The sequence below is a fragment of the Roseovarius sp. genome (genome assembly GCF_027019125.1).
Classification (GTDB): Bacteria; Pseudomonadota; Alphaproteobacteria; order Rhodobacterales; family Rhodobacteraceae; genus Roseovarius.
Genome location: NZ_JALUXE010000024.1, coordinates 1 through 23,079 on the forward strand (window position 1 = coordinate 1; position 23,079 = coordinate 23,079).

At 62.4% G+C, this 23,079-nt stretch carries 27 protein-coding genes; 6 read left to right on the plus strand and 21 right to left on the minus strand.

What is annotated here, in order from left to right; all coding sequences use genetic code 11:
• Positions 1-469 precede the first annotated feature (469 nt).
• The 7 genes from MVC20_RS07295 to MVC20_RS07325 all read right to left on the minus strand — a co-directional run bounded on the left by MVC20_RS07295 (position 470) and on the right by MVC20_RS07325 (position 4,056).
• Positions 470-736, minus strand: coding sequence for a hypothetical protein (locus MVC20_RS07295; protein ID WP_297539886.1), 267 nt, complete (start codon positions 734-736; stop codon positions 470-472).
• A 199-nt stretch (positions 737-935) separates the two neighbouring features.
• Positions 936-1,442, minus strand: a complete 507-nt coding sequence (locus tag MVC20_RS07300; RefSeq protein WP_363320718.1) for a DUF2285 domain-containing protein — start codon at positions 1,440-1,442, stop codon at positions 936-938.
• Complete coding sequence (locus MVC20_RS07305) at positions 1,378-1,704, minus strand: DUF6499 domain-containing protein (protein WP_297539888.1); 327 nt, start codon at positions 1,702-1,704, stop codon at positions 1,378-1,380. Before MVC20_RS07305 ends, MVC20_RS07300 begins: the two co-directional genes overlap by 65 nt.
• A 103-nt stretch (positions 1,705-1,807) precedes the next feature.
• The gene (locus MVC20_RS07310) at positions 1,808-2,089 is read right to left on the minus strand and encodes a DUF2285 domain-containing protein (RefSeq protein ID WP_297539890.1); all 282 of its coding nucleotides are present in this window, start codon (positions 2,087-2,089) and stop codon (positions 1,808-1,810) included.
• An 88-nt stretch (positions 2,090-2,177) separates the two neighbouring features.
• Positions 2,178-2,426 (minus strand): helix-turn-helix domain-containing protein, encoded by a 249-nt coding sequence (locus MVC20_RS07315; protein WP_043841892.1) that lies wholly within the window; start codon positions 2,424-2,426, stop codon positions 2,178-2,180.
• 261 nt (positions 2,427-2,687) lie between these two features.
• A complete protein-coding gene (locus tag MVC20_RS07320) occupies positions 2,688-3,089 on the minus strand; it encodes a single-stranded DNA-binding protein (protein ID WP_297539892.1) in 402 nt (133 codons plus the stop codon).
• 550 nt (positions 3,090-3,639) lie between these two features.
• The gene (locus MVC20_RS07325) at positions 3,640-4,056 is read right to left on the minus strand and encodes a hypothetical protein (protein ID WP_297539894.1); all 417 of its coding nucleotides are present in this window, start codon (positions 4,054-4,056) and stop codon (positions 3,640-3,642) included.
• 280 nt (positions 4,057-4,336) lie between these two features.
• Between MVC20_RS07325 and MVC20_RS07330 the strand changes: the two genes are divergently transcribed.
• Complete coding sequence (locus MVC20_RS07330) at positions 4,337-4,909, plus strand: hypothetical protein (protein ID WP_297539896.1); 573 nt, start codon at positions 4,337-4,339, stop codon at positions 4,907-4,909.
• A gap of 74 nt (positions 4,910-4,983) precedes the next feature.
• Here MVC20_RS07330 and MVC20_RS07335 read toward each other — a convergent pair whose 3' ends face one another.
• From MVC20_RS07335 to MVC20_RS07345, 3 genes are all read right to left on the minus strand, one after another.
• Positions 4,984-5,919 carry a DUF2493 domain-containing protein gene (locus tag MVC20_RS07335; protein WP_297539898.1) on the minus strand — a complete coding sequence of 312 codons (936 nt, stop codon included), beginning with the start codon at positions 5,917-5,919 and terminating at the stop codon, positions 4,984-4,986.
• Between the two features lie 331 nt (positions 5,920-6,250).
• Complete coding sequence (locus tag MVC20_RS07340; RefSeq protein WP_297539900.1) at positions 6,251-7,288, minus strand: toprim domain-containing protein; 1,038 nt, start codon at positions 7,286-7,288, stop codon at positions 6,251-6,253.
• Positions 7,289-7,385: 97 nt separating this feature from the next.
• The gene (locus MVC20_RS07345) at positions 7,386-9,515 is read right to left on the minus strand and encodes a ParB N-terminal domain-containing protein (RefSeq protein WP_297539901.1); all 2,130 of its coding nucleotides are present in this window, start codon (positions 9,513-9,515) and stop codon (positions 7,386-7,388) included.
• 221 nt (positions 9,516-9,736) lie between these two features.
• On the opposite strand from MVC20_RS07345, the gene MVC20_RS07350 reads away from it, so the two are divergent.
• Positions 9,737-10,483: a hypothetical protein gene (locus tag MVC20_RS07350; protein WP_297539903.1), complete on the plus strand. Its 747-nt coding sequence runs from the start codon at positions 9,737-9,739 to the stop codon at positions 10,481-10,483.
• 171 nt (positions 10,484-10,654) lie between these two features.
• On the opposite strand, the gene MVC20_RS07355 is transcribed toward MVC20_RS07350, so the two are convergent.
• Positions 10,655-11,848, minus strand: coding sequence for a DUF932 domain-containing protein (locus MVC20_RS07355; protein ID WP_297539904.1), 1,194 nt, complete (start codon positions 11,846-11,848; stop codon positions 10,655-10,657).
• A 281-nt stretch (positions 11,849-12,129) separates the two neighbouring features.
• Between MVC20_RS07355 and MVC20_RS07360 the strand changes: the two genes are divergently transcribed.
• On the plus strand, positions 12,130-12,387 hold the full coding sequence (locus MVC20_RS07360; RefSeq protein ID WP_054538582.1) for a pyocin activator PrtN family protein: 258 nt from the start codon (positions 12,130-12,132) through the stop codon (positions 12,385-12,387).
• Between the two features lie 555 nt (positions 12,388-12,942).
• Here the strand turns inward: MVC20_RS07360 and MVC20_RS07365 are convergent.
• From MVC20_RS07365 to MVC20_RS07395, 7 genes are read right to left on the minus strand one after another with little or no spacing between them, the layout of a single operon-like run.
• The gene (locus MVC20_RS07365; protein WP_297539908.1) at positions 12,943-13,281 is read right to left on the minus strand and encodes a RidA family protein; all 339 of its coding nucleotides are present in this window, start codon (positions 13,279-13,281) and stop codon (positions 12,943-12,945) included.
• Positions 13,278-14,687, minus strand: coding sequence for an NAD(P)/FAD-dependent oxidoreductase (locus MVC20_RS07370; protein ID WP_297539910.1), 1,410 nt, complete (start codon positions 14,685-14,687; stop codon positions 13,278-13,280). Before MVC20_RS07370 ends, MVC20_RS07365 begins: the two co-directional genes overlap by 4 nt.
• Entirely contained in the window at positions 14,674-14,976 is a 303-nt protein-coding gene (locus tag MVC20_RS07375; protein ID WP_297539912.1) for a (2Fe-2S)-binding protein, read from the minus strand. The genes MVC20_RS07370 and MVC20_RS07375 overlap by 14 nt, the downstream gene beginning before the upstream one ends.
• Positions 14,951-16,051: an FAD-dependent oxidoreductase gene (locus tag MVC20_RS07380; protein ID WP_297539914.1), complete on the minus strand. Its 1,101-nt coding sequence runs from the start codon at positions 16,049-16,051 to the stop codon at positions 14,951-14,953. Before MVC20_RS07380 ends, MVC20_RS07375 begins: the two co-directional genes overlap by 26 nt.
• A gap of 55 nt (positions 16,052-16,106) precedes the next feature.
• A complete protein-coding gene (gene dctP / locus MVC20_RS07385) occupies positions 16,107-17,105 on the minus strand; it encodes a TRAP transporter substrate-binding protein DctP (protein ID WP_297539916.1) in 999 nt (332 codons plus the stop codon).
• Positions 17,106-17,145: 40 nt separating this feature from the next.
• Positions 17,146-18,456: a TRAP transporter large permease gene (locus MVC20_RS07390; RefSeq protein ID WP_297539918.1), complete on the minus strand. Its 1,311-nt coding sequence runs from the start codon at positions 18,454-18,456 to the stop codon at positions 17,146-17,148.
• The gene (locus tag MVC20_RS07395) at positions 18,453-18,923 is read right to left on the minus strand and encodes a TRAP transporter small permease subunit (protein WP_297539920.1); all 471 of its coding nucleotides are present in this window, start codon (positions 18,921-18,923) and stop codon (positions 18,453-18,455) included. Before MVC20_RS07395 ends, MVC20_RS07390 begins: the two co-directional genes overlap by 4 nt.
• A gap of 104 nt (positions 18,924-19,027) precedes the next feature.
• Between MVC20_RS07395 and MVC20_RS07400 the strand changes: the two genes are divergently transcribed.
• Positions 19,028-19,975, plus strand: a complete 948-nt coding sequence (locus MVC20_RS07400) for a LysR substrate-binding domain-containing protein (protein WP_297539922.1) — start codon at positions 19,028-19,030, stop codon at positions 19,973-19,975.
• 180 nt (positions 19,976-20,155) lie between these two features.
• Here the strand turns inward: MVC20_RS07400 and MVC20_RS07405 are convergent, their stop codons facing one another.
• The gene (locus MVC20_RS07405; RefSeq protein ID WP_297539924.1) at positions 20,156-20,452 is read right to left on the minus strand and encodes a DUF1330 domain-containing protein; all 297 of its coding nucleotides are present in this window, start codon (positions 20,450-20,452) and stop codon (positions 20,156-20,158) included.
• 103 nt (positions 20,453-20,555) lie between these two features.
• On the opposite strand from MVC20_RS07405, the gene MVC20_RS07410 reads away from it, so the two are divergent.
• Together MVC20_RS07410 and MVC20_RS07415 are read left to right on the plus strand one after the other, a co-directional pair.
• Positions 20,556-21,161 (plus strand): TetR/AcrR family transcriptional regulator, encoded by a 606-nt coding sequence (locus MVC20_RS07410; protein WP_297539926.1) that lies wholly within the window; start codon positions 20,556-20,558, stop codon positions 21,159-21,161.
• Positions 21,154-21,819 (plus strand): DNA-3-methyladenine glycosylase I, encoded by a 666-nt coding sequence (locus MVC20_RS07415; RefSeq protein ID WP_297539928.1) that lies wholly within the window; start codon positions 21,154-21,156, stop codon positions 21,817-21,819. The genes MVC20_RS07410 and MVC20_RS07415 overlap by 8 nt, the downstream gene beginning before the upstream one ends.
• Positions 21,820-22,051: 232 nt before the next feature.
• On the opposite strand, the gene MVC20_RS07420 is transcribed toward MVC20_RS07415, so the two are convergent.
• Entirely contained in the window at positions 22,052-22,276 is a 225-nt protein-coding gene (locus tag MVC20_RS07420) for a formate dehydrogenase subunit delta (RefSeq protein ID WP_297539930.1), read from the minus strand.
• Entirely contained in the window at positions 22,266-23,078 is an 813-nt protein-coding gene (gene fdhD, locus MVC20_RS07425) for a formate dehydrogenase accessory sulfurtransferase FdhD (RefSeq protein WP_297540199.1), read from the minus strand. Before fdhD ends, MVC20_RS07420 begins: the two co-directional genes overlap by 11 nt.
• Position 23,079 lies beyond the last annotated feature (1 nt).

Sequence of the window (23,079 nt, forward strand, 5' to 3'; positions counted from 1 at the left end):
ATGGTTGGGAAACCTTGGCTCAGCCCATCGCTCCGATCAGCCTTGACCTCGCGGCCTGATCAGGCCCAAATCCACATGCTCGGAGAACGCCGCCGGAGAATTTCTACCAGATTCGAGACACAACCCATGCCCAACGTCTGGGTAACTTCCACGTTCCAAAGGAAGAATCGTTCCGTAGACTGGGACCCACACGGCACGAGAATACAACCTGCGTCGAAGGTCTCGCAGCTCGAACCATTCTTGACTTAACTCGTCCATGTGAAAGCTCTCGTAGGTGCGTGGGCTAAATCAGCCACTAGTGGGGTCAGTCAGTTCAACCACAATATGAAGCATAAGGGTTTGTCGTTTCAATGCATAAGCCTCAGCGGAATATGGTCTTCGCCGACATGTAGCGGATGTCCGGAATGAAGGGCTATCGCGCAGCGTAGTGGGGACGTCGAGCGCCACCTTTGGGCCGCTCACAATTAGTCTATCGGCGGAAGGGAATTACGTTTTCATCACCCCTGACAAAGGCGACGGGGCCCTCCTTCTGGATGGTCGCCAGTGCTTCCTCGAATGCAGCCCTGTCGTCGTCGAACAGTTCGTCCCAAACAATGGACGTGCCGTCCTCGGTTACCACTTCTAGCGACCAGCCTTCGCCGCCTTCCAGCTTGTAGATGTCCACCTTGAACGGAACGTTGTCGACAACGACCCGTTGTGAAGCACTCGAGATGACCAGATTGGGTTCGGGTTCCATTGGCAGACCTCGCCTTGTTTTTGTTGCATCGTAGACGCCTGGGGGATCGTTGCCAACGCCGCCGATGCGCCTGGCACCCCGTTGCCTGCTTACGGGAAACAGGAAAGTGGCATCAGCGCTGGTTTCAGAAAAGCTACTGAAAGACGTTGCAGCGTGGCGCTGCGTGAGGCCACCGACCCAAAGATACCTCGTCCGGACGTCATCGACGCATGCTCCTCGAACGCAGCAGCGCACGATACCCGCCTTCAACCATATTCCGAGCATCGCGTAGCAAGGCCATGACCGCGAAGCGCTCCGGCGCGCTTTGCCACTCGTCCCGGCTCAACCGAGACAGCCGAAAGACCACTTCAGCTATCTCGCGCTGGGACGCGCCGACCGCGCGCCCGTCAAACGCCTGCAACATGCGCTTGGCGCGCAGGCGTTTTTGGCGGGTGAGGCGTTTGTCGGCAGGAACCACTCTGCCGTGAAGCTGCGCAAGCAAGCGGAAGACAGCGTCGAGACGGGCAAGGCCATCCTGATCGAGTGGGACGATTGCCACAAGCGCATGATTGTCGGGATCCGATTGCAGAGCCTGCAGGCGACGTTGCCCTCCAGCGCCAAGAAGATGGTGGAGGCCGTCATGGGCGTATTTGACTGTCCCTTCAGGTAGAATCGTCGGTTCCACCGCGCCGCTCAGGACCTTCGGAGCCTTCTGCAGCACTACCACCGAGGGATCGATCCGGGGGTCCCAGAGTGCGCAGGCCTTTGGAGCCGGGAGGTTGGGATCGGCCGCGAAATCGCAACCCCCATTTGTCGAGGAGCGCTTCTTTCAGAGACGCGTCGTCCGGTGCGGCCTTGGAGAGGGTCGCATAGTCCTTTGCATAGCGCTTGTTGCGGCGCAGCCATTCCCAGGCAAGATCGGACGCGCTCAGGTCTTCGACGTAGTCGTACTCTGCCGAGGAACGCCAGCCGGAGCGTTCCGACGGCATGACTAATCCCGTTCGTCAACTTCTCAGAAACGACCTGATTTTACACGTATTGATTGATTTCCGGGAGTCCGGCCCACCCCACATGAGCGGGTTTCGGCGCGACTCAGCCGTTCGGGCCGTCACCCCCCTGCCGAAGCAGGTCTCGATAGCCATGCTCAGTCATCCAGCGAGCCCGCGCAAGGTGACTATCGTAGACGTTCCTGCAGCGATCGGGATCATGCTTCGGATCGAGGCCAAACAGGACTTCGACCACTTCCTGCCAATTGGCCCCTTCCTCGGCGGCGTCGAAAATGCGGAGGTAGAGAACCATATGAGCATGGTCGTAGTCGGTCAGCGTATCGCTGTCCGGCGGTGCGTCCAGAAATGTCGTCTCGCCCTGTGCCATTTGCCTACAGGATCGCAGAAACGACCCCCCTCCCAAAGTTGCCTTTCCGTACAGGCGCGCCACCGATATCCGCAACAACCGGTTAAGATCACTTGGCCTTTTTCGCCTTGGTCACATCGATCAAGACGCCTTCACCCTTGTCCAAATGCAGAAACGTGATGCCTGCATCCTCGAACACCCGCCGCACCTGATCCTCGGTCGACTCGTAGACACGAAGATCCTTCTCGGATTCGAGCCTCTTCAGTGCGGTCAGTGATACCAGGGCCTTATCGGCTAGCTCCTGCTGCGTCCATCCCAGCAATGCGCGCGCGGCCCGTGATTGTCGGGCGGTGATCATGATGATCACCTCCCACCCGGCCATTCACACATGCCAGAACTACGACTATTTTAGTCGCATTTCCGGGGGCTTGCCAGTGATCATCGCGGTCAGTGGCAGTTTCCGGCATTGGATCTCGGAAGAGCCGACCAAGGCGCGACTCACCGCAGATTCGGCGGCTGCGCGTGGCGGGATGTCGCCGAGTGATACGAATTGTGAACGGTGTCGGACAGTACCGGCGAAGAGGCCCGGCAGCTCGCGCCGCCGGGCTTCGATGCCGTGTCAGGATTGATCATCCTCATCGTCGATGAAGGAGGGATCCTCGTCCTCGGCCTGCTTGGCCTTGGTCAGGAAGTCGACCGTCTCGGCGATGATCTCGCAGCCGTAGCGATCGACACCCGCGGCGTCGGTCCACTTGGTGTAGTGGATGCGGCCACGGACCAGGAGTTTCATCCCCTTCTCGCAGTACTGCTGGACCGTCTTGCCGAGGCCGTTGAAGCAGGTGATGCGGTGCCATTCGGTGTCTTGAACGCGGTAGCCGTTCTCGTCGCGGACGACCCGGCCTTCGGAATAGCGCGGGCGAGAGGTGGCCAGGGTGAGGGTGGTGATCGAGGTGCCGCCCTGGGTGGTGCGGGTCTCAGGGGTCTGGCCGATGTTGCCGGCGAGGATGACGATGTTCTGCATGGTAAGTCTCCGTTGCTTCATCCGGAGGGACCGTCCCTCCGATGAGGCCCGTCAAAGACCGCTGGACGTGGCCCGCACGGACGCCTCTGGCGTCCGCTCGACCCCCAAGTCGGGACGTGGCGCGGGCAGGCGTGGAACACGCCAACACGGGTCCCGCCGCGCGGGGTTGCTGGCCTCGGACGGACGGGCTTAGGGGATCAATCAGGAGGAGGGACAGGTCTTCTCGGGGGAGCGCCAACGGGGACGCAGTGCCGAACCATCTTCCTCGCGAAGGGCAACTTGGCCCCCAGATCACGCACCCATCGGCAATCAGCCTCGCGCACCCACCGTCGCGTGCCACAGCTGCGCCGTGTGCGATGGCCAGACAACGCAAGCAGAACCGAGCACGTCAGGCGCCGTTCACCGCACTCACGGGCATAGGCCCGGTTGGTCCATGGTCATGCGAGAAGGGGATGGTCCGGGTTTTGGCCTGCGATCACCCAAGGACCGTCGCAGCGCCGATTTGCTCCGCGCCTGCGATCAACTGACCAGGGACGACCGCGACCAAGGGCTACGGGTCGAGCAGCCCCTCGCCCAAGGCATTGAGATTGATCATCGCCGCAACGGCGACGACAGCGCCGCAGCCACCGCAGATCAGCGTCAGCATCACACCCGGGTCGAGCGAATGTTTCGCGATGCCATGGGCCAGCGCGTAACCCGCAACGGCGGCGGGCACAGCAAAGAGACCGAGCGCCCCGAGGCGGAGGAAGGGATTCCGGGCGAAACCGAGAATGGCGATCACCAACACGACAGATGCTGCGGCCCCCGCCAGGCCGGCAAGGAAAGACAGGCCGAAACCGGCCCCACCCTCATTCACCTGCTGGAACGCGACGATCCCGGCCATGACCGGCAGTGCGAAGACCGCGAAGCGGAAGGCCAGAACACCGAGCGCGATGGATAGTGAGATGGCAAGAAGAACAAGCGACATGGACGCCTCCATAGGTCTGTGACTGCGGGGATCACGACAGGCTGCCCGAGTGTGCGCACCGCCTTCGACTATGCTGCTCCGCCGGTTCTGCTAAGTAATGGTGATGCTACATTGTGTTTCGGTCAAGCCTTGCCGTGCTAATCAGCAGAGCGTTGCTGACGATAGACGTTGCCGAGCGAACTCAGGAGATTAGTGTAGCCTCACATGCAGCGCGAAATTTCGATGCTTGTTGCTCGCCCATGGACACGGACTAACCAACTCGCGATTGGAATGGATTAAGATGCCAGTACCCAAGAGTTACAAAGGCCTGAAAGCCATCTATGACGGTCTCGACGGGGATGTGAAGAATTATTTGGGAAAGCTGGAGCCGCTACTGGCCGATGGGAAAAATTACGAAATTGCTTTGGCATACTGCTTTATGAAGCTTGAAGAGGGGCATCACCGCGCCCTTAAATGCGGGCTTATTCGAATACACGATTGCGCCTCGGAAAAAGTTGATAGTGAACTTCAGAAGCAACACTTCACTGCCGACAAATATGCGGCGGTCTTCAAGAACATCTTCTCCAAAGCCATCCCTGCCGATGCCAAATCCAATTTAACGAAAGCTCAGGACATAAGAAACAAGCTCATCCACGGAAAGAAGACAACAGATCCAACCCGTCGAGAGGCAATATACTATGCCCTGCAATACATGAGTGATTTGGGGGAGTTCGTGAAACAAGAAACTGGTAAGAACCCCTATGGTGACCTCAGGGGACTCGCCGGAAAGAAAAAACTTCTACCAGCAAAATCGACCATTTGGATGCTGAAAGGTTTCGGCCTGGGCGAGAAAAGCGAAGCGCCAATCGCATAGTTCTCGAGAGAAGCAACTCATGGGCTGGCTGCTTGTTGTCGAACATGCAAGTCTCGCTGCTCTAAAGACGTGGTCTAAGCGCTATTCTTATGCTTCAGGACCGGAATGCCCAGCTTGCGCGCTTTGTCGGCAAGGTTCTCCTGGATACCCGTACCCGGAAAGACCAGTACGCCGATCGGCAGGACGTCCAGCATCGCGTCGTTGCGCTTGAACGGGGCCGAACGGCCGTGCTTGGTCCAATCGGGACGAAAGGCTACCTGCGGCACCTTGCGATGATCGGCCCAGCGGGAGGCGATGAGTTCCGCACCCTTGGGAGAGCCGCCATGCAGCAGCACCATGTCCGGGTGCTTTGCATGGGCTCGGTCGAGCCGCGCCCATATCAGCCGGTGATCGTTGAAATCCGCCCCGCCGGCCACGGCCACCTTGGGGCCTTCGGGCAGAAGCAGCTGCGCCTCGGCGCGGCGGCGGGCGGCGAGGAAATCCCGGCTGTCGATCATCGCGGCGGTCAGGTTGCGATGGCTCACGCGCGAGCCGGTCCGGGGATGCCAGGGCTTGCCGAGGTGATGCTCGAAACCCTCGGCCGACAGGTCGCGGAAGAGCTCCAGCGCGGTCCGCCGCTCGACCATGCTCTGCCCCTCGGCCACGAGGCGTTCGAGTTCGAGGGATTTCACCTCTGAGCCATCCTGTTCCCGCTGCAGGCGGCGCTGCGCCTGTTCGTTGTCGTCGAGTTCACGTTCGGCCCGGGCGAGCGCCCGGTGAAAGAGGTTGACCGTGCCCCAGAGCAGTTCGTCGAGATCGGGTTCGAGACGTGTATCGCCGAGCGTCGCGACAAGGGCGTCGAGGATATCGGCGACGGCACCGGCGATCTGGCTGCCCTCGGGCAAGGGGCGCGGATCGGGTTCATCCTCGTAGGGGCGCCAGCCGTAGAGCTGGAGTTCGGTCAGGACATGGGCGGTCGAGGACGTGCTGTGATGCGGCTCGTGGGCATCGGTTTCGAGATCGAGGGTCATCTGCGGGTTCCTTCCTCGGGGGAGCCGCGCGCCACACGCGGCCTTCGTGGCAGGAACGCGCCCACGGGCGGGGCGGCCGGGCAGCCCGAGCCTTTCGCGAGGGCCTTGATGGCCAAGCCCGGCTATTTTGCCTCGCGATGCAAAGCGCCCCAAGGGGGCGCGGCGGAAAATAGCCGGAGCGCGGCCATTGCCGGGCCGTCCCGATTGTGGGCCTCCTGCCCTCTGAGAAGGCCGTGCGCGCCCGCCTTTCCCGTGGATGGGAACCGCGCGCGGGATGCCCCTGCGAAAATGATGCTGTGAGCCGTACAGCGCCAGCCCGATTGCCGCCCTGTCACACCGGCACGGAACGAGCGGCATCCTCGACGTGGAGATGAAGCCGAAACCGCGCTTTCAAAGCCGCCAGCCCATAGCGTCGGAGATCATCGTTGAAGTCGCCCAGTCGCGGCGAGAGGGTCAACGCCTCGATCCCGACCTCGGCTGCGCGCGCCTCCAGTCGATCCCTTGCCGCCGCGCCTGCGGGATCACGGTCGCGCAACACGTAGAGCCGCCGCAGGCCAGCGGGAAACCGGATGGCGGCCAGGTGTCCCGATGACAGCGCCGCGACGGCGGGCAACTCAGGCAGGGCCGAGCGCACAGAAAGAACCGTCTCGATCCCCTCGCCCGCGATGAGCACGTCTGCGGGCGCACCGAACCGCACCCCGTTCCCGAGCAAAGCGCCCATCGCGCGCCGCGGTGTGTCGATATCGGCCTTGGCGCTCCCGTCCGGGCGCAGCCAGGTACGGTGGGTCCCGGTCTGGCGGCCGTCGAGATCGGTGATGGCAGCCAGCATGGCCGGAAGCCGCGCGACCGGTCCGCCGCCTTCGGGCCGATAGAAGCAGGCGGGATGGAACCGCAGGCTTGGCATTTGGTCAAACGCTCCGATGCCACGCCTGCGCAGATAGGTTTCTACCGGAGTGCCGCGGATCGGCACGCCCATTGCTAACAGGCGTCGAGCCGCCTCCTGAGATCCGGTGGCAGCTGGTGGCTGTGAATGTGGAGAATGCTGTCGGGGTGGATCAGGCAAGGGCAGGCTCAGGAAGCGTCGGGCCTCATCGGCAACATCCTTGAAGTCGACCAAGCCGCAGCTTTCACGGATGACATCGAGCAAATCGCCATGCTGTCCCGTGGCTGCGTCGGTCCATTTTCCAGCGGCACGGTTGCCGGACAGTGGCCCGGACAGCCGAACGAACATGGATCGGCCCGGTGTGTTCTGAACGTCTCCCACCAGCCAGTAATGACCCTGCTTCCGGCCGTTCGACAGATAGTGCCGGCACACCGTTTCGGCGTTCTGGGAAAGCTGGCGCGAAAGCTCGGTGGCGGGGCTCGTCATGGCGGTCTCCAAGAGGGTTGGACGCAATCAGGGGCCCGCCATGACTGACGGGCCCCTGACTTTGGACCTTGGGGGAAGGTCCCGTGCTGCTCGTAGGTCACTCGGCGGCTGTCTTGGCGAAGGCGTCACCGGCGATGGGATCATCTTCTCCCGAGGGTTCGTAATCTCCGATAGCCGGTTCGCCGCCGTCTTCCGCCGATTGCGCTTCGCTAGCGTCGGGATCGTCTTCGGAACCGTCATCGTCGGTGCGGTCCGCGTCGTCGACCAACTCGATCTCCGGCGCGTCCTCTTCCGGCAGCGGCGGCGTGCGCAGCGGGTCGGGCAGCCAGCCGGTGCCGACGAGCAGGTCCTCGGCGGCGGTCACCATCTCCGCCTTCTTCAGGCCGGCGATCCGGTCAGCGGCGTCTTCGCCTTTCGCCTCGCGCACGGCTTCCAGGATGAGCGCCTTGGTCACGCGGCCGAGGTAGCTGTCACCCGTGGCCGTCCAGCCCGCCTTGGCCATGTCGAGCCCGACGGTCCCGGCCAGCACATCCGCATGCGCGATGGCGCGCGGCCGGCGTTGGTAGGGGTCGTGGACGGCATTCACGCTCATCGCCACGCAATGGGCGAAGAGCGCCTCGCGGCTGCAGCTGTCGAACTCGGTCAGCGCCTCCCAGAGGTCCTCGGATGCCTTCGGCAGGTTCCGTGCCCAGGTCTCGTGGCGCTGGTCGATGGCTTGCGCATAGGCCGTGTCGCCGAGGCCCGGCACCTGCGATCCGAAGGCGGCATTGCGCGGTTCGATCTCGACACAGCTGTCGACCGCGTAGCGATAGAAGAGCCGCAGGACCATCGCGTGCAGCGCCGCGAGGAAGGCGACCTGCGGGTCCTGGGCCAGCGCATTGCGCAGCGCCAGGGTCCGATGGGCCGTCAGTTCCATGACGAGGCGGTCGGAGAGCGGTTTCAGGCCGTCATCCTCTTCCTCCTCGTCCGAGGCCGGCGCAACGGTGTTGTCGGAGTCCTCGATCGGCGCCGTTTCTGGTGCGACCTCACCGATATCCTCCACCTCCTCGGCCGGCTCATCTTCGGGCCGCACGTAGCCCCGTTCGACCCGCAGTCGCCCAGAACTGTCGATGCTGACGAAGGCTCCTGCCAGCGCGAGGTCGTCGGCCTCGTAGCAGATTGGACGCGCCTCGAGTGCCTCCATTGCCTCTTCGATCTCGCCCAACCGGGCATCGACGTCGTCGGGCAACTCGTCGGCTTCCGCATGCTCGGCCTCAAGCGCGTCGTATTCGGCCTTCAGTGCCTGATAGCTGGCAGCCTCCTCGTCGCTCATCGGCACCGCCTCGCCGTGGACCCGGCGCATCCCGAAAGTGTGGCCGTAGGGGAACTCGGTGTCGACCTCGACCCATTTCCAGCCCTCGGCGCGGATGGCTTCAGCCTCTTCGGCGAGCTTCTCGCGCACCATCACGTCGAGCAGGGCGGCATCCTGCAGCCAGCCGCCGTCGTCCTGCTGGAACAGGTCGCGCAGGATCTCGCCCCCGGCCCCGACGTAATCGTCGAGCCCGACGAACTGAGCCCGCTTGTCCGAGGCCCGCACCGCACCCTCGGTCAGCATGCGGCGGATCTCGTAGGGTTGCCGGGAATAGTGCCGCTGCAGCGCCTCCCAGACTTGGCTTTGCCGCGTTTGATCGGGATTGACCGTAAAGGCCATCAACTGGTCGAGCGTCATCTCCTCCTCGGCATAGGCGTCGAGCAGCGACGGCGCGACCGCGGCGAGCTTCAGCCGCTGCTTGACCACGCTGGCCGAGACGAAGAAGGCCGCGGCGATCTCCTCCTCTGTGCGGCCTTTCTCGCGCATCGCCTGGAAGGCTCGGAACTGGTCGAGCGGATGCAGCGGCGCGCGCTGGACGTTCTCGGCGAGGCTGTCTTCCTCGGCGAGCCCGTCTGTGCGCACGATGCAGGGGACAAGTGCTGTCTTGTTCATGCGCTTCTGTTTGACGAGCAGTTCGAGCGCCCGGAACCGCCGCCCGCCGGCGGGGATCGTGTACATGCCGGTCTCGGCGCCGCTGTCGTCCATCACGGGCCGGACCGTGATGGAGCTGAGCAGCGTCCGCCGCGCGATGTCCTCGGCCAGTTCCTCGATCGACACGCCCGCCTTGACGTGGCGCACGTTCGACTGGCTGAGCATCAGCTTGTTGAACGGAATGTCGCGCGAGGCGCTGAGGGTAATTTTCTGTTGCTTGGTCATCGGGATATCTCCGCAACGGGCCAGCCGGGAGCCTCTCTCCCGACCTCCAAACCCGTCACAGAAAACCCGGCCACCCTCTCACTCTATGTGCGATCCCGGTGGCAACACCATGGAATGGCTTTTGCTTCATGGGGGACTTCGTCCAGGAGCACCTTTTTGGGGTGTAGTTCCTGCGATCCGTTTCGCTATAGTGCGAGTAAATTTGGGCGGTAAGGTTTGCCATGAAAACAAAAGCTTTTCAGAGATTTATCCAGCGGATTGGATACTATGACAGCGACATTGAACTGTGTGACTTGTTGGTGAACTCATACCTCAATGGGCCGAACTCGGACGAGAACATCGCGGTTGCTTTGAGTGCGACTGCTGAATCTCACCCAGTTTTGGCGGGGAGGCCGAATACACGAGCATCCCGAAACACCACCGGTAACCACCTCAAGAGCACCGTGGCCGCCGCCTATATCAAAGATCTGTTTGAAGACTTTTCTGAATACATCTCAGAAGTCATGACGAAAGCAGCCATAAAAGGAATTAATCCGGCTCAATTTGTCGGCGACGTGAAGATCGAGATCCAAGCACGAGACATTCTCTCCCATGGCACTTGGGATCAAGTCGTAAGCCACATCTCCGGCGAGATATTCAGAAAGCTGGAGAATGAAAGAAATACGCGCGAATTGATCAGGAAGGCCAGCCGTCGGCTCGGGTTGAACGTCGACAATGCGCTCTTGGACGCCGCGATGCCATATCTCGACGCTCGTCACATATTGGTCCACCGGGATGGCAAAACCGATCAGAAGTATCGCGACACATACCCGGCTGTTCGCCTGCGCAACGAAAAAATCGTCACAGACCTAACGTTTGCGAAGGACGCCAAGACAGCTGTAAAAGCTCTGGGCTCAGATATCGACGCAAAAATCATCGCAGCCGACCTCATTAGGCAGCAAGACCTCAGTGGCAATGCTGCCGAATGAAACCTAGGCGCACGAGTGTCAGCAATGATCGTCGTTTTGACTCAGGAAGTTGATAGATGGCTCCTTGGAAATACGAGTTGTGATGGTGGCGCCCGGTGGGCGTTCATTTGGGCTGAGTCGTTTGTTGGGGCTGGGTGACAACCTGAACTGGTCGTCACCCGATCAGACAAACTAGACCACTCGCTCCAACAACGCCCTCGCCTTCCCCTCCATCACCAGTCGCGCGTCCTGCTGTGGCTTCGACCGAGCAACTGCGGTGATCCCCTGCACAAAGTCGAAGACGCTCTCGGGCGGGCGGCCTTCCTCGGCCAGGACCGTCTCGACAATCCGCCCTGTCTCCGCCTTCGAGAACCCGCGCTTGCGCAGGAAGTCTAGACGGTCCTCGTCCGACCGTGCGACGATCTTCTCCCGCGCCGCGCGAATGCCGTCGATGAAGGGTGCGGGCGAGGACTCTGCGAAGCGGCTGAGCGCAGGCGCGGCCTCATGCGCGAAGCGGGAGGCGGCGTATTTCGAGTGCCGGATGGTGATCTCCTGGAAGTCCTCGACGCCCCAAAGGTTGCGGTTTTGGCACACGGCCCGGAGATAGAAGCTCGCGATGCCGAGTGTCTTGGCGCCCACCTCCGAGTTCCAGCAATAGAACCCCCGGAAGTAGAGGTCGGGCGAGCCATTGGGCAACAGCCCCGCCTCGATCGGATTGAGGTCGTCGACGAGGAACAGGAACACGTCACGGTCCGAGGCGTAGAGCGTCGTCGTCTCCTTCGTCACGTCCACGCGCGGATTGTAGATGCCCGTTGACCAGTCGAGCACGCCCGGCACCTTCCAGCGCGTGTCGCCGGTGCCGTTGCCCGCGATGCGCTGTACGGCGGAGACCAGTTCGTGGTCGTAGATGCGGCCGTAGTCCGGGCCCGTCACCGCGCGCAGTTCCGTGCGGCCATTCGCGACCTCCAGGGTCTTGATCTGCTCGGCCCGGTGGTTGGTCAGCCCGTATTGCAGGTTGATCCCCGCCAGCGGCGCGGGCAGTTGCCGCAGATAGGCGGCAGGCGCGCCGACGAGGCTCGAGAGCTGGCCAAAGGACCAATGCGTCGGCGCGACGGGCTCATCCGTGCCCGGCAGGACAAGGCTTAGTTTCTCCGGGTCGTCGCGATGCGCCTCGACCCGGAGCGCCGCACTCTCCACCGTGCGCGTCCGGCTCCGCTCCGCCCGGCCCTTGACCGAGGCGAAAAGATCGTCGAGCGACAGGAACCGCTCGTCATCCGGCCGCGAGAACCACTCGGACGACACGCGGTCCACATTCGTGCCGCGCGACACATCCACCTTATAGCCGCCGCTCATGTCACGCCCGGCATCGATGAGTTCGGTGTTCATTTGAAAACCTCCGCGACGGGCGCCGGAGGCCTCTCCTCCAGCCCTCAACCCGTCACGGTCCCCCCTGCCCGCCTCTGACTCTCGGGAAACCGTTGAAAGTCCGCAGGAAGTCCGCCGATTTGATCGCATTCTGTCCTATTTCTTCGCCACCTTCTGCCGCCGCTTGCCGCCCTTTTCACGATCAAGGTCCCTCATCCCGCCAAACGCCGCCGCCCGCTCGCATTGATGGAGAACGTGGCTGAGGCCAGGATGTGGAGCAGAGAAACCACCGAGACTGACAGATGAACACGCTTTTTCTCCTGATGGCTCAATATGATGGCCGCGCGGTCGTGCCGGTCGATGCGGTCTGCAAAGACTACTTTTCCCATCTGACCTTGCCGAAGTTTCTCAGGAAGGTCAGTTCCGGTGAAATCGATCTGCCGCTGGTGCGATCGGAGCGCAGCCAGAAGAGCGCCAAGGGCGTCCACCTCTCGGATCTCGCCACCTATCTCGACAAGCGTCGCGAGGTCGCGCTGTACGAGCGGGACGCCTTCAAGTAGTGACTATCGGCTCTTCAGAAGAGGCTCGTCCCAGACCCCAAAACACCGGTTGGATTTGAGCTGGGGAGCGGTTTTCTCACCGATTCGGTCCGTCCAATCCAAGTGGCTCAAACCCCATCGCCCAAAATTCGCGCAAAGCCCGTCCGGCAAAAACTTAAGCAACTGACATTAAATGATAAAATGGCATATCTTGGCGATAAAGGGTGAAATTCTCCGCCTGATTTTTGTGCGCATGGCCGGGACGGACTTACAACATGATTTACAACACGAGTTACAACATGACCTCAAGAAATTGAAAAATCACAGGCTTTTCGAACCGTCGGTCCAGTCCATCATCGGTGCTGTGGACAGGCGCGCGGCCTCTGTGGCTGCGTTCAAGGGCATTCTGCGATCTCCTAGGGGCCACTTGCGGTGAAACGCACCATACGCAGACTGATGATAATCTGCCACCCTGACTGCACGAAAACACGTCAACGGCGATCATTGGGCGGGGCTGGAAGAGAGGCACCCGAAGCGCATATATGCGATCCGCGTCGGCCATTTGGACAAGCGCGTCTAGCAAGCCGCCGAGACGATGATCTCCACCTTCAGGTCAGGGCGGGCCAGTTTCGCTTCGCCGCAGGCCCGTGCGGGCGCGTGGCCCTCGGGCACCCAGGCATCCCAGACCGCGTTCATCTCGGCGAAATCGGCCATGTCAGCCAACCAGATAATCGCCGTGAGCATCCGGTCGGGCGACGACCCAGCCCTGTCAAGAAGCGCCTCGACGCGCGACAGGCAATCGCGGGTCTGTTCGGCTACCGTTGCGCCGTCACCGACCTGACCGCACAGATAGGCGACGCCGTTATGCTTGACGACCTTGCTCATGCGCTGGCCTGTTTCGATCCGTTCTATCATGTCGTTATCTCCTTCTCCGCCTTGTCCAAAGGCGTCTCCTCCATGGCGGCGAGTTCGCCAAGTGTCACGGGCTTGAGGGGTGGGCGAATGCGGTAATATCCGGTCTCGTCCGGGGTGCGCCCGTTCGCCTCGGCCAGCAGCGCCGTCACGGTGAGACCGCAATAGCGCCCTTGACACGGCCCCATACCCGCGCGGCCATAGGCCTTGGCCTGGTTCGGCCCGAGACAGCCCAAACGGGCTTGCTCACGGATCTTGCCCGCCGTCACCTCCTCGCAACGGCAGATCACGGTCTTGTCCTCCGGCGACAGCGCTTCTGCACAAGGTGGGTAGGCCGCATCGAGGAAGGGACGCGCAGCAAGTTCCCGGTCCAGTGCGGCGCGCAGGGGTACGGCATGTCCGTCGCGCTCGACCTCGGTCAGGCGTTCCGCCAGTTCGGCGATCCGCAGCGCGGCGATTTTCCCGGCGATCTCGGCGGCCTTCGCCCCGCCGATGCCGCCACCATCGCCCGCGATGAAGATGCCCGTCACGTCGGTGCCGCCCCAGCGATCCAACACCGGCGCAAAGCAGGTCTGGTCCGCGTTCCAGCGATGCGCAACGCCCAGGGATCGCGCGGCCTGAGTATTGGGCACGACGCCATGGTGAAGGAAGACAGTGTCGCAGGCGATCCGTTGCGACCTGCCCCGACTGGTGAAGCGGACGGCCTCGGCCCTGCCATCGCCTTCCACCTTGATGCCGACCGCGCCTGTGTGGCGAGGCACCCGCGCGCGGACAATCTCGGCCAGCAGCTTCAAGCCCTTGAGCATGTAGGGCCACCCCCTCAGGGCACCGCCCAGATGCCGCATGGCACGTAGCAGGTCTGCGGTCGTCTGCGTTTCGACCATGGCCTGCGGCGGCGTGCCGGCTCGCACCATCTGCGCTGCGATGAGGTAGAGGAGCGGACCCGACCCGACAAGAACCGCGCGGCGCGCCAGCACTCCTGACTGTTTGAGCAGGATCTGACCCGCACCGGCCGTCATCACGCCCGGCAGGGTCCAGCCAGGCAGCGGCATCGGCCGTTCCAGAGCGCCGGTGGCAATCAGAACCCGGTCGGCCGCCAACTGCGCCGCGCGGCCTTCGCGCGTGTAGGAAATCCGGAACCCCTCTTCGATGGCCCAGACCACCGCGCCGGTGACATGACGGATACCGTCGTGCCGCAGCCCGGCCGTAAGGCGCCTGCCATCCGTGTAGTCAGACCCGAGGATGTCGCCGCGCAGTGACCCGGCCCGGTCCACATCGCGGTAAATCTGCCCACCCGGCCGCGCCTGCTCGTCGAGCAGCACAACGCGCAAACCGTGCCCCGCCGCCTCCTGCGCCGCAGCCATGCCCGCAGGGCCCGCCCCGATGATGGCAAGGTCAAACTGGTCCATCGGCATCCCCCCGAGGCTTGGCGATGTCCATGCCAGCCGACACCTCAACCATGCAGGCTTGGCGGACGACGCCCCCGATCTCAACAAGGCAGTCGAAACAGGCCCCCATCATGCAGAAGGGCCCACGCGGCGCGCCCGAGACAGGCGTATGGCGCAAAACATCGACTCCTGCCGCCAGAAGCGCCGCGGCGAGGTTCGCGCCTTCGGGCAACTCGAGCTGCGCGCCGTCGAAGGTAACCGACACGCGCGGACCTTGTTCGAGTTCAAGAAACGGCGAAGCGGGATTCACCGAACACCTCCAGATCGGGGGCCGCGTCAGTGCCTTCCAGCCAGTCAGGCAAAAGGCGTGCATGAGCGGCGGCCAGTGTGATGCCGCTGTGGCAGGTGACGAGGAAGGCCCCAGGCATATCGGGGCTTTGCTGGTAGATGGGCAGCCCGTCGGGCGAGAGCACGCGGAGCGCGCCCCAGGACCGGACAAGCTGCGCCTTTGCGAGCGCCGGGTAGGCCGCGATGGCCTCGGAGGCGAGCCGGGACAGGCCCGGCTGCGTCACCCGGTCATCGAGGCCCACTTCTTCATTGGTGGCCCCGATCTGGATGCCGCCTTCGTCGACCTGCCGCGCGATGAGCGAGGGCCGATTGATCAGCTTTGGCAGCTTTTCGGTGATCAGGACCTGGCCGCGCTGGGGACGGATCGGAGCCTTGAAGCCCATCTTGGGGCCAAGCTGGGCCGCGCCGAGGCCAGCCGACAGGATGACCTTGCCTGCTTCAATGGTTGTGCCATCGGCGCACGAGATGCGGAAGCCATCCGGCCTGTCCACATCCGTTACGGTCTTGCCAGTCAGGACGCGCCCACCCATCCGCCGCACGTCGGCGGCCAGAGCCAGCAACAGCTTGAGCGGGTTCGCGTGCCCGTCCTGATGATGCAGGATCGCGCCGACGACCTTGGGTCCTATATGCGGCTCTTCCTTGCGAAGCGCATTGTGGCCCAGAACCTCGAACGGGTAGTCGCCGCCAAGCTGCGCTTTCAGTCTCTCGTATTTCTCGACAGTCGCCTGCAACGTCTCTTCAGAGAAGTGCAGGTCATACCCGCCATTCTGTTGAAGCGGCACCGTCTGCCCGGTGTTCTCGCCCAGTTCTGCCGCGAACTCCGCCCAGATCGCGGCGGACTGCTGCGACCACTGCGCATAGCGCGGCTGGTTCATGCCCTTGGACTGAACCCAGACCAGACCGAAATTCCCCCGGCTCGCCCGAAAGGAGCCATCGTCGCCATCGAGCACGGCGACGGTCCGTCCGCGCTTGAGCAGACCCCAAGCGACAGAGAGGCCTACGACGCCGCCTCCGATGATGGCAAATTCGGTTTCCATTGATCCGCCCTTCGGGTGAATGAGTCGGGGCGGAATGCCGCCCCGACACCGATGGTCAGTTGGTGGCGGCAGCGACCTGATCGAGGATCGACTGGCCCCAATCAGCCCCCACATCTTCGAGAACCGCCGGCCACACATCGGCGCGGACCTTGGCCGCCATGGCCGCGAGTTCCGCCTCCGACAGATCGACAACCGTTGCTCCAAGGTCGTCGACAAGGCGCTGTTCATTGCGCCCCTGATCGGCTTGGGCCACTTCCCAGCGGGTCGCCTCGAACGCGACGGCCTGCTCTTTGAGGGCCGCCTGATCTTCATCGGATAGCCCGGCAAGGCTCTCGTTGGAGATGATCATGTACCAGACTTCGAAATGCGTGTTGGCGGGAATGTAGGTCTTTGTCACGTCCCGAAACGAGGCGTAGTAGCCTTCGGCACCAGAGCCGATAACGCCATCAACCACGCCGGTCTGAACAGCCGTGAAGGCCTCGGAAAAGGGGATCGGCGACGGGATGTAGCCCAGTGCCTCGCCGGTCAGCTGGAAGCTCTTGATGCCAGGCACGCGCACCTTGATTCCGTTCTGCTCTACCGAACCTGCGTTCGGGTTCTCCACGTTGAGCGAGATACCCCCGAAGTAGACAGGATAGGCCGCCAGCATCGTGATGTCCTGCTCGGAATAGAGGTCGGCCATCACCTCGCGGACCACGCCGCCCGGCCCATAGACCGCGCGGGCCTGGTCCCAGTTGCCAGCGAGATAGGGGAACGAGCTGATCTGCATCCGACGGTCGGCGGCGGTCGCCGCGGGCTGAGTTGCCATGTCGATCGCGCCGACGCTGATCCGCTCCTGCACGGTGGTATAGTCGCCGAGCGCCGAGGCGGGGAAAATCTCGACCTTGACGTCGCCGCCGGTCGCCTCGCTGACGGCTGCCGCAAAGGCCCGCAGCTCTACGTCGATCGTTGCGTCCTGCGGGCGCACATGGCTCATCTTGAGCTCCTGCGCTTCGGCGAAGTTGCCAAGCGCCATGAGGGCCGCGACGGCGGTCGTAAGGAATGCATGTTTCATTTGATTTTCCTCCAGGTTGTCTTTTGCGAAGTTGGGGTGATCAGGGGGCCACGTCGTATCCGAAGAAGCGCGGCAGGAAGAGTGACAGGTCGGGCCAGAGCGAGGTCAGGAAGACCACGGGCACGTATCCGAGCAGGATCAGTTTCATCGCAGGTGGAATGACCTTGGTCACCTTCACCTTGCCGATACGCGCACCGAGATAGAGGATCGAGGCGTAAGGCGGCGTAACACCCCCCATCGCAGTGTTTACCCCCATGATCGCCGCGAACTGGACCGGGCTCACGCCGATGGCCTGCATCAGCGGCAGAAGCAGCGGCGCGATCAGGATGATCGCGGTCACGTCATTCACGACCATTCCCACCAGGAAGAGCAGAATGTTGATCATGATCAGCAGCAGCACCTTGTTCTCGGTGATCGAGAAGATGCCCTGCACAAGCTGCTGCGGAATGCTCTCGTAGACGAACATCTGGCTCAGGATCATGGAGAACAGGATCATCATCATGATCGCCCCCACCGCCGTCGCTGCTTCCCGCCCTGCGGACAGAAAGTTCTCCCACTTCAGGCCCTTGTAGATGAGAAAACCAACCGGGATCGCGTAGATCACCGAGACGGCAGCGGCCTCGGTCGGCGTCATCACGCCGCCGTAGATCCCGCCCAGGATGATCACCGGCATCAGCAACGCCGGGAAGGCGTGAAAGCCCCGGCGCGCGACCTCGCCCGAAAGTTCGGAGAAGGACGGCTTGTCATCCAGAATAAGCGGAAATTTCCGCGCCATGAACAGGTTGATGACCGAAAACGCGACCATGATCAGAAGGCCAGGCCCCAGCGTGGCGAGGAAACAGGCAAGGATCGAGGTGTCGGTCACCCAGCCATAGACGATCATGGTGACCGAGGGCGGGATCAGCAGACCGAGAATCGAGGAATTGGCGATCAGGGCCGTGGCATATTCGCGTGGATAGCCACGCTTTTCCATCTCGGGGATGAGAAGAGGGCCGATGGCAGCGATGCCGGTCAGCCCGGAGCCGGAAATCGCACCGATTACGGCACAAGAGACGGCCGCCACAACGCCCAGGCCCCCGCGCACATGCCCGATGAAAGCATTGACAAAGCGCAACAACGAAGCGGCGATCCCGCTTTCCGCCATGATGGTGCCAGCCAGCACGAACAGCGGAATAGCCAGAAGAACCGGGTTACCAAGCTGTTGGAAGCCCCAGAGCATCATGCCCTTCATGGTCACGTCGCCGATGAAGTACATCACCATCAGCGCCGCGCCGAAGCAGTAAGGCAGCGGAACCCCCAGGGTCAGAGTGATCACCAGAATGGCGATGGCGAGGAGCGCGATCTCGATCATGCGGGCTCTCCCGTGCGCAGGCTGACGATATGCCGCCACAAGTGCCAAGCCGTGTAGGCCATCATCAGCCCAAGCCCGATCAGAATGGCGATGTCGGAATAAAAGGTCGGGATGTAGAGGGTCGGGCTCTCGCGCCAGACCCGCCAGGCATACCGGGTATAGTCCCAAGCCCACGACAGCAGCCAGAGGCCGACGATCAGGCTGATGATTTCGCCGATGATCGCAAGGATCGTATGCCCCCGGTCTGTCTTGATAAAGATTTCCAGGACGTTGGCGCGGATATGCGTGTTTTCGCGCGACGCGTTGACCGACCCCAGGATGTAGAGCCACAGCGTCGGATACAGCATCGTCTCTTCGAGCCCCATCACCGGCACCTGTAACACGTAGCGTGTGATGACCTGCACGAACTGGCCAAGCGCCACGATGCAGATCAGCGCCGTCAGAAGATATTTCGCAACAGTGTCCATAAGCGTCCCCCGCGCCCCGACTCTTGCGAGGCTTTACGGAACTGTCGGTCAAACACGTGCATAAACTCAATTTGAATATTTATTTGACTTCATAAATCTGCTTTATGCTTGAGGTCATGAACCTGTCCTTTCGACAAATACTTACCTTCCGCGAGGTCATGCGCTCGGGATCAATCACCGAAGCGGCCCGCACGCTTGGCCGGACCCAACCCGCGATTTCCACAATGATCCGGACGTTGGAAGAGCAGCTGGATTTGCAGCTATTCCTGCGGTCGCACGGGAAACTGACGCCGACCCCTGAGGCCCGCTTCTTTCTCGAGGAATGTGAAGAAATCCTCGCCCGTGTGGAGCGCACGGAACGCACGATGGCGGAGGTCGGTGCGCTGCAGTCAGGTAAGCTCAAGGTGGCGAGTCATCCTGCCGCTTCGAGCGTGTTCTTGCCCCGGCTTCTGACGCGGTTCCTCGAGAACAAGCCTGACCTGCAAGTCTCCCTGATCATGCGGTCGTCCGAGATGATAGAGGAGCTGATTGCCTCTCAGCAGTTCGACATTGGCTTCGCCGAAACCCCGTCCCCCCGTGCATCGATCCGTCAGCTCGACTACGACCTTGAATGTGTCTGCCTTCTGCCGCCCGACGACCCGCTGGCCGTTCAGAAAGAGATCACCCCAGCTGATCTCGATGGGCGCCCGATGGCCGTGCTCTTTGACCAGCACCCCACAGCGATCCAGACCGAACGCGCCTTTCGCGACATGGGCGCGCGGCTCTACAAGCGGTTGGAACTGCGTACGTTTCTTCCGGGGCTGCAATTCGTGGCCTCTGGCGCCTGCGTGATGGTGAGCGACATGATCACCGCATATAGCCACCTGTTACAGGCACCCGAAGATACCCGGCTTGTCATGCGTCGCTTTCGCCCGCGCATCGCGAACAGCGTGTCGATCCTGACGCCGGGCTATGCCACGCACTCCCTTCCTGCCCGCGCCTTCATCGCCGACCTCGAAGGCGCGGTGGCAGAAATGCAGGCCGAGATCGAGCGCGAGCTTACCCCGCGCTAAAAGCTGGCCCGGTCCCCCATTTTTGGACGGCCGGTCGCCCGACTTCAGCCAATGCGACGAAACTCTCGAAAACCACGTGATCAAACGTGAACCCTAACGACCGTCCCCGGAAGGGTGAATTCATCCTCCCGGGTGTTGACGCGACCCGATTTCCTGGTGCCGTTTTGTTTGGAAGAATGGTCAGGCGGCGGGCACTTGGTAGGCGACGAACTGCATCTCGCCAGCCTCGTCCCGAAGGGCCGCGTGTTGCTGGTACTCGGGTGAATTGAACCAGACGGTCAGCGCGTCGATGTCGGGAAACTGGACAACGCTCGTGACATGCTGGCCGGCCTCCTCTCCGATCAGCGTCGTTATGGCCCCGCCACGAAGAACCACCGCGCCGTCGTGGGCGGCGATCGTCGGGCCGGTCGCGGCGGCATAGTCCTGCATCTTGGCCGGATCCTTCACTTTGATCCGTGATACGAAGAAGGCTGTCATCGGGTTTGTCTCCTTGACTTGGCTGTTTTGTACATTCATGTACAAAACACATCCGAAGCGTTTTGTCCATAAGTGTACAAAACATAATTACAGGAGGCGTCAGATGGCCCGCCCATCGATTTTTGATCGGGAAGCCGCCATCGAAGCGGCGATGCAGGAGATGTGGCGCAACGGGTATGAGGCGAGTTCCGTAAAGGCGGTATCCGAGAAACTCGGCATCACGCGCTCCAGCTATTACAATGCCTTCGGCACCAGAGAGGACCTGTTCAAGGAAGCTCTTGCCGTCTACTTCGCGCAATCGCCGGATGCCGTCTTGCACGGCGGGCTTCCCGATATGCCGATCCCTGTCCTGCTGACCCGGACGTTTCGGGCCATCTGCAAGGCCCGCGCCGAAGATCCCGAAGCGCGCGGCTGTCTGGCAATCAATAGCTTGTCTGAGCTCGACACCCTGCACGACGAGCTTGGCGTCATGATCGCGAACGCCGTCCTGCACAGCGCGGCGCGACTGGAAGACCTTCTGAAACTGGCGGTGAGTGCCGGTGAACTGGCAGAACAGACCGACGTCCATGCCATGGCGCTGGCGCTGCAAAACCTGTTGATCGGTCTGAACCTGTTTTCCAAGGCCCTGCGCGATGAACAGGAATTGTGGCTGACGGCAAGCACCACGCTGAAAGCACTGGGCCTCTATCGGGAGGATGAACATGCGTGATTTCGCAGAGATCTACGAAATTGCGGCCGACCGAAAAGGCGGCCCCGATGCACTGGAAAGACGGCTCTCGACACCTCTTACCCCCGTGCAACTGGCCGCGACCGGGGACGACCGCTGGCTTGCCGCCATGGCAAAGTGCCTCTTTCAGGCGGGCTTCAACTGGCAGGTGATCGATGCGAAATGGCCCGGCATGGAGGATGCGTTCGAACACTTCGACCCGCACCGCGTCGCGGCCTATCACGACGACGATATTGACCGGCTCCTGGCCGACAGGAGAATCGTGCGGAATGGCGCCAAGGTGATGGCGGTGATCGAGAACGCCCGCTTTATCCGGCAGATCGCCGGGGAACACGGCGGCTTTGGCGCATTTGTCGCCAACTGGCCCGGCGAGAGCTACGACGCGCTGCTGTCCGTTCTGTCGAAGCAGGGCGCGCGGCTTGGGTCGGTGACCGGTCAGAGGGTGCTGCGGAGCATGGGAAAGGACAGCTACATCCTGTCGCCGGACGTTGTTGCGCGTCTGATTGCCGAGGGCGTTGTCGACAAGCCGCCAACCTCGAAGCGCGACCTTGCCGCAACGCAGGCGGCCTTCAATGCCTGGGCGGAGCAATCTGGTCGCAGCCTGACGCACATCAGCCAGATCCTCGCGTATAGCGTCTGATCGCGGACAGTTTCGCCTGTTCGCGCAACTATTCTGTCGCCTTTCCATAACACCGGAAACCACCCCGAGAACCGACCACCGAATTGCCCAGACAGGCATCGGGAATGCCGAAGGACGAAAGGAAGTGACCCCTCGCCCCGACCGGATCGCCTATCGCTCGCCTGTCGTTGTCTGAGGCCTTCCCGATTGCCCTGGAGGGGGCAGATCTTTGGCCAAAGGCATATGAGACCCGTCAGGCGCGTTCGCGGGGCCGCGCAATTCGGGCATCCGCCGCGATCACCAGCGCGTCAAGCCCGGCCCCACCGGTCGCGACATGGTCATGCAACTGGGCACGCATACGCGGTTCCCAGAAATCGGAGATATGGGCAGCGACCTTGGCGGGCGCATCTTCTCCCGGCTGTGTCTTGAAAAAGGTGGCGATCTGGTTCGCCATGCGGATCATCTTGTCAGGCGACATCTGCGGCCTCGTCATTGATACGGTCGGGATGGGAATAGAGGTCAAACCCCTCGCCGCGGGCAAATGCGGCAAGAGTGATCCCCACCTCCTGGGCCAGACGCACGGCGGCGCCGGTCGGGGCAGAGACGGCGATCAGGGCGGGAATACCGGCGATGGCGCATTTCTGCACCAGCTCCACCGACAGGCGCGAGGTCATCACCGCCGCGCCCTGGGTCGGATCGAGGCCTTGATGGGCAAGCGCACCGATCAGCTTGTCCAATGCATTGTGGCGGCCGACATCCTCGCGGGCGAGCAACACGCCCGAGCCGGGCATGAGGAACCCGGCGGCATGGGTGGCGCGGGTCAGATCGTGCAGGCGTTGATGATCACGCAAGGCCCCGGTGGCGCGGGTCACGTCCTGCACCGTCATTCGCATATCCGACATGACATGCGGCACAGACCGCATGGCCTGCTCCAGACTGTCGATGCCGCACAACCCGCAGCCGACCGGACCGGCCATGGTCCGGCGGCGTTCGGCAAGCACCTCGGCGCGATCATCGGTCAGCCAGAACCGCGCCTCGATGCCATGGGCATGGTCGACGATCTCGAATTCCTCGACCTGCGACGGCGTGGTGACGATGCCCTCGGTCAGGGCAAAGCCAAGGGCGAAATCCGCCAGATCGGCAGGCGTCGCCATCATCACCGCCTGCGTCGTACCGTTGAACACCAGCGCGACCGGCACCTCCTCGGGCAGCGCGCGATGGATGTCGCGCGTGCCTTCGGTGCGATGCGCCCGACCCGGCGTGCTGATATGGGCCAGCATG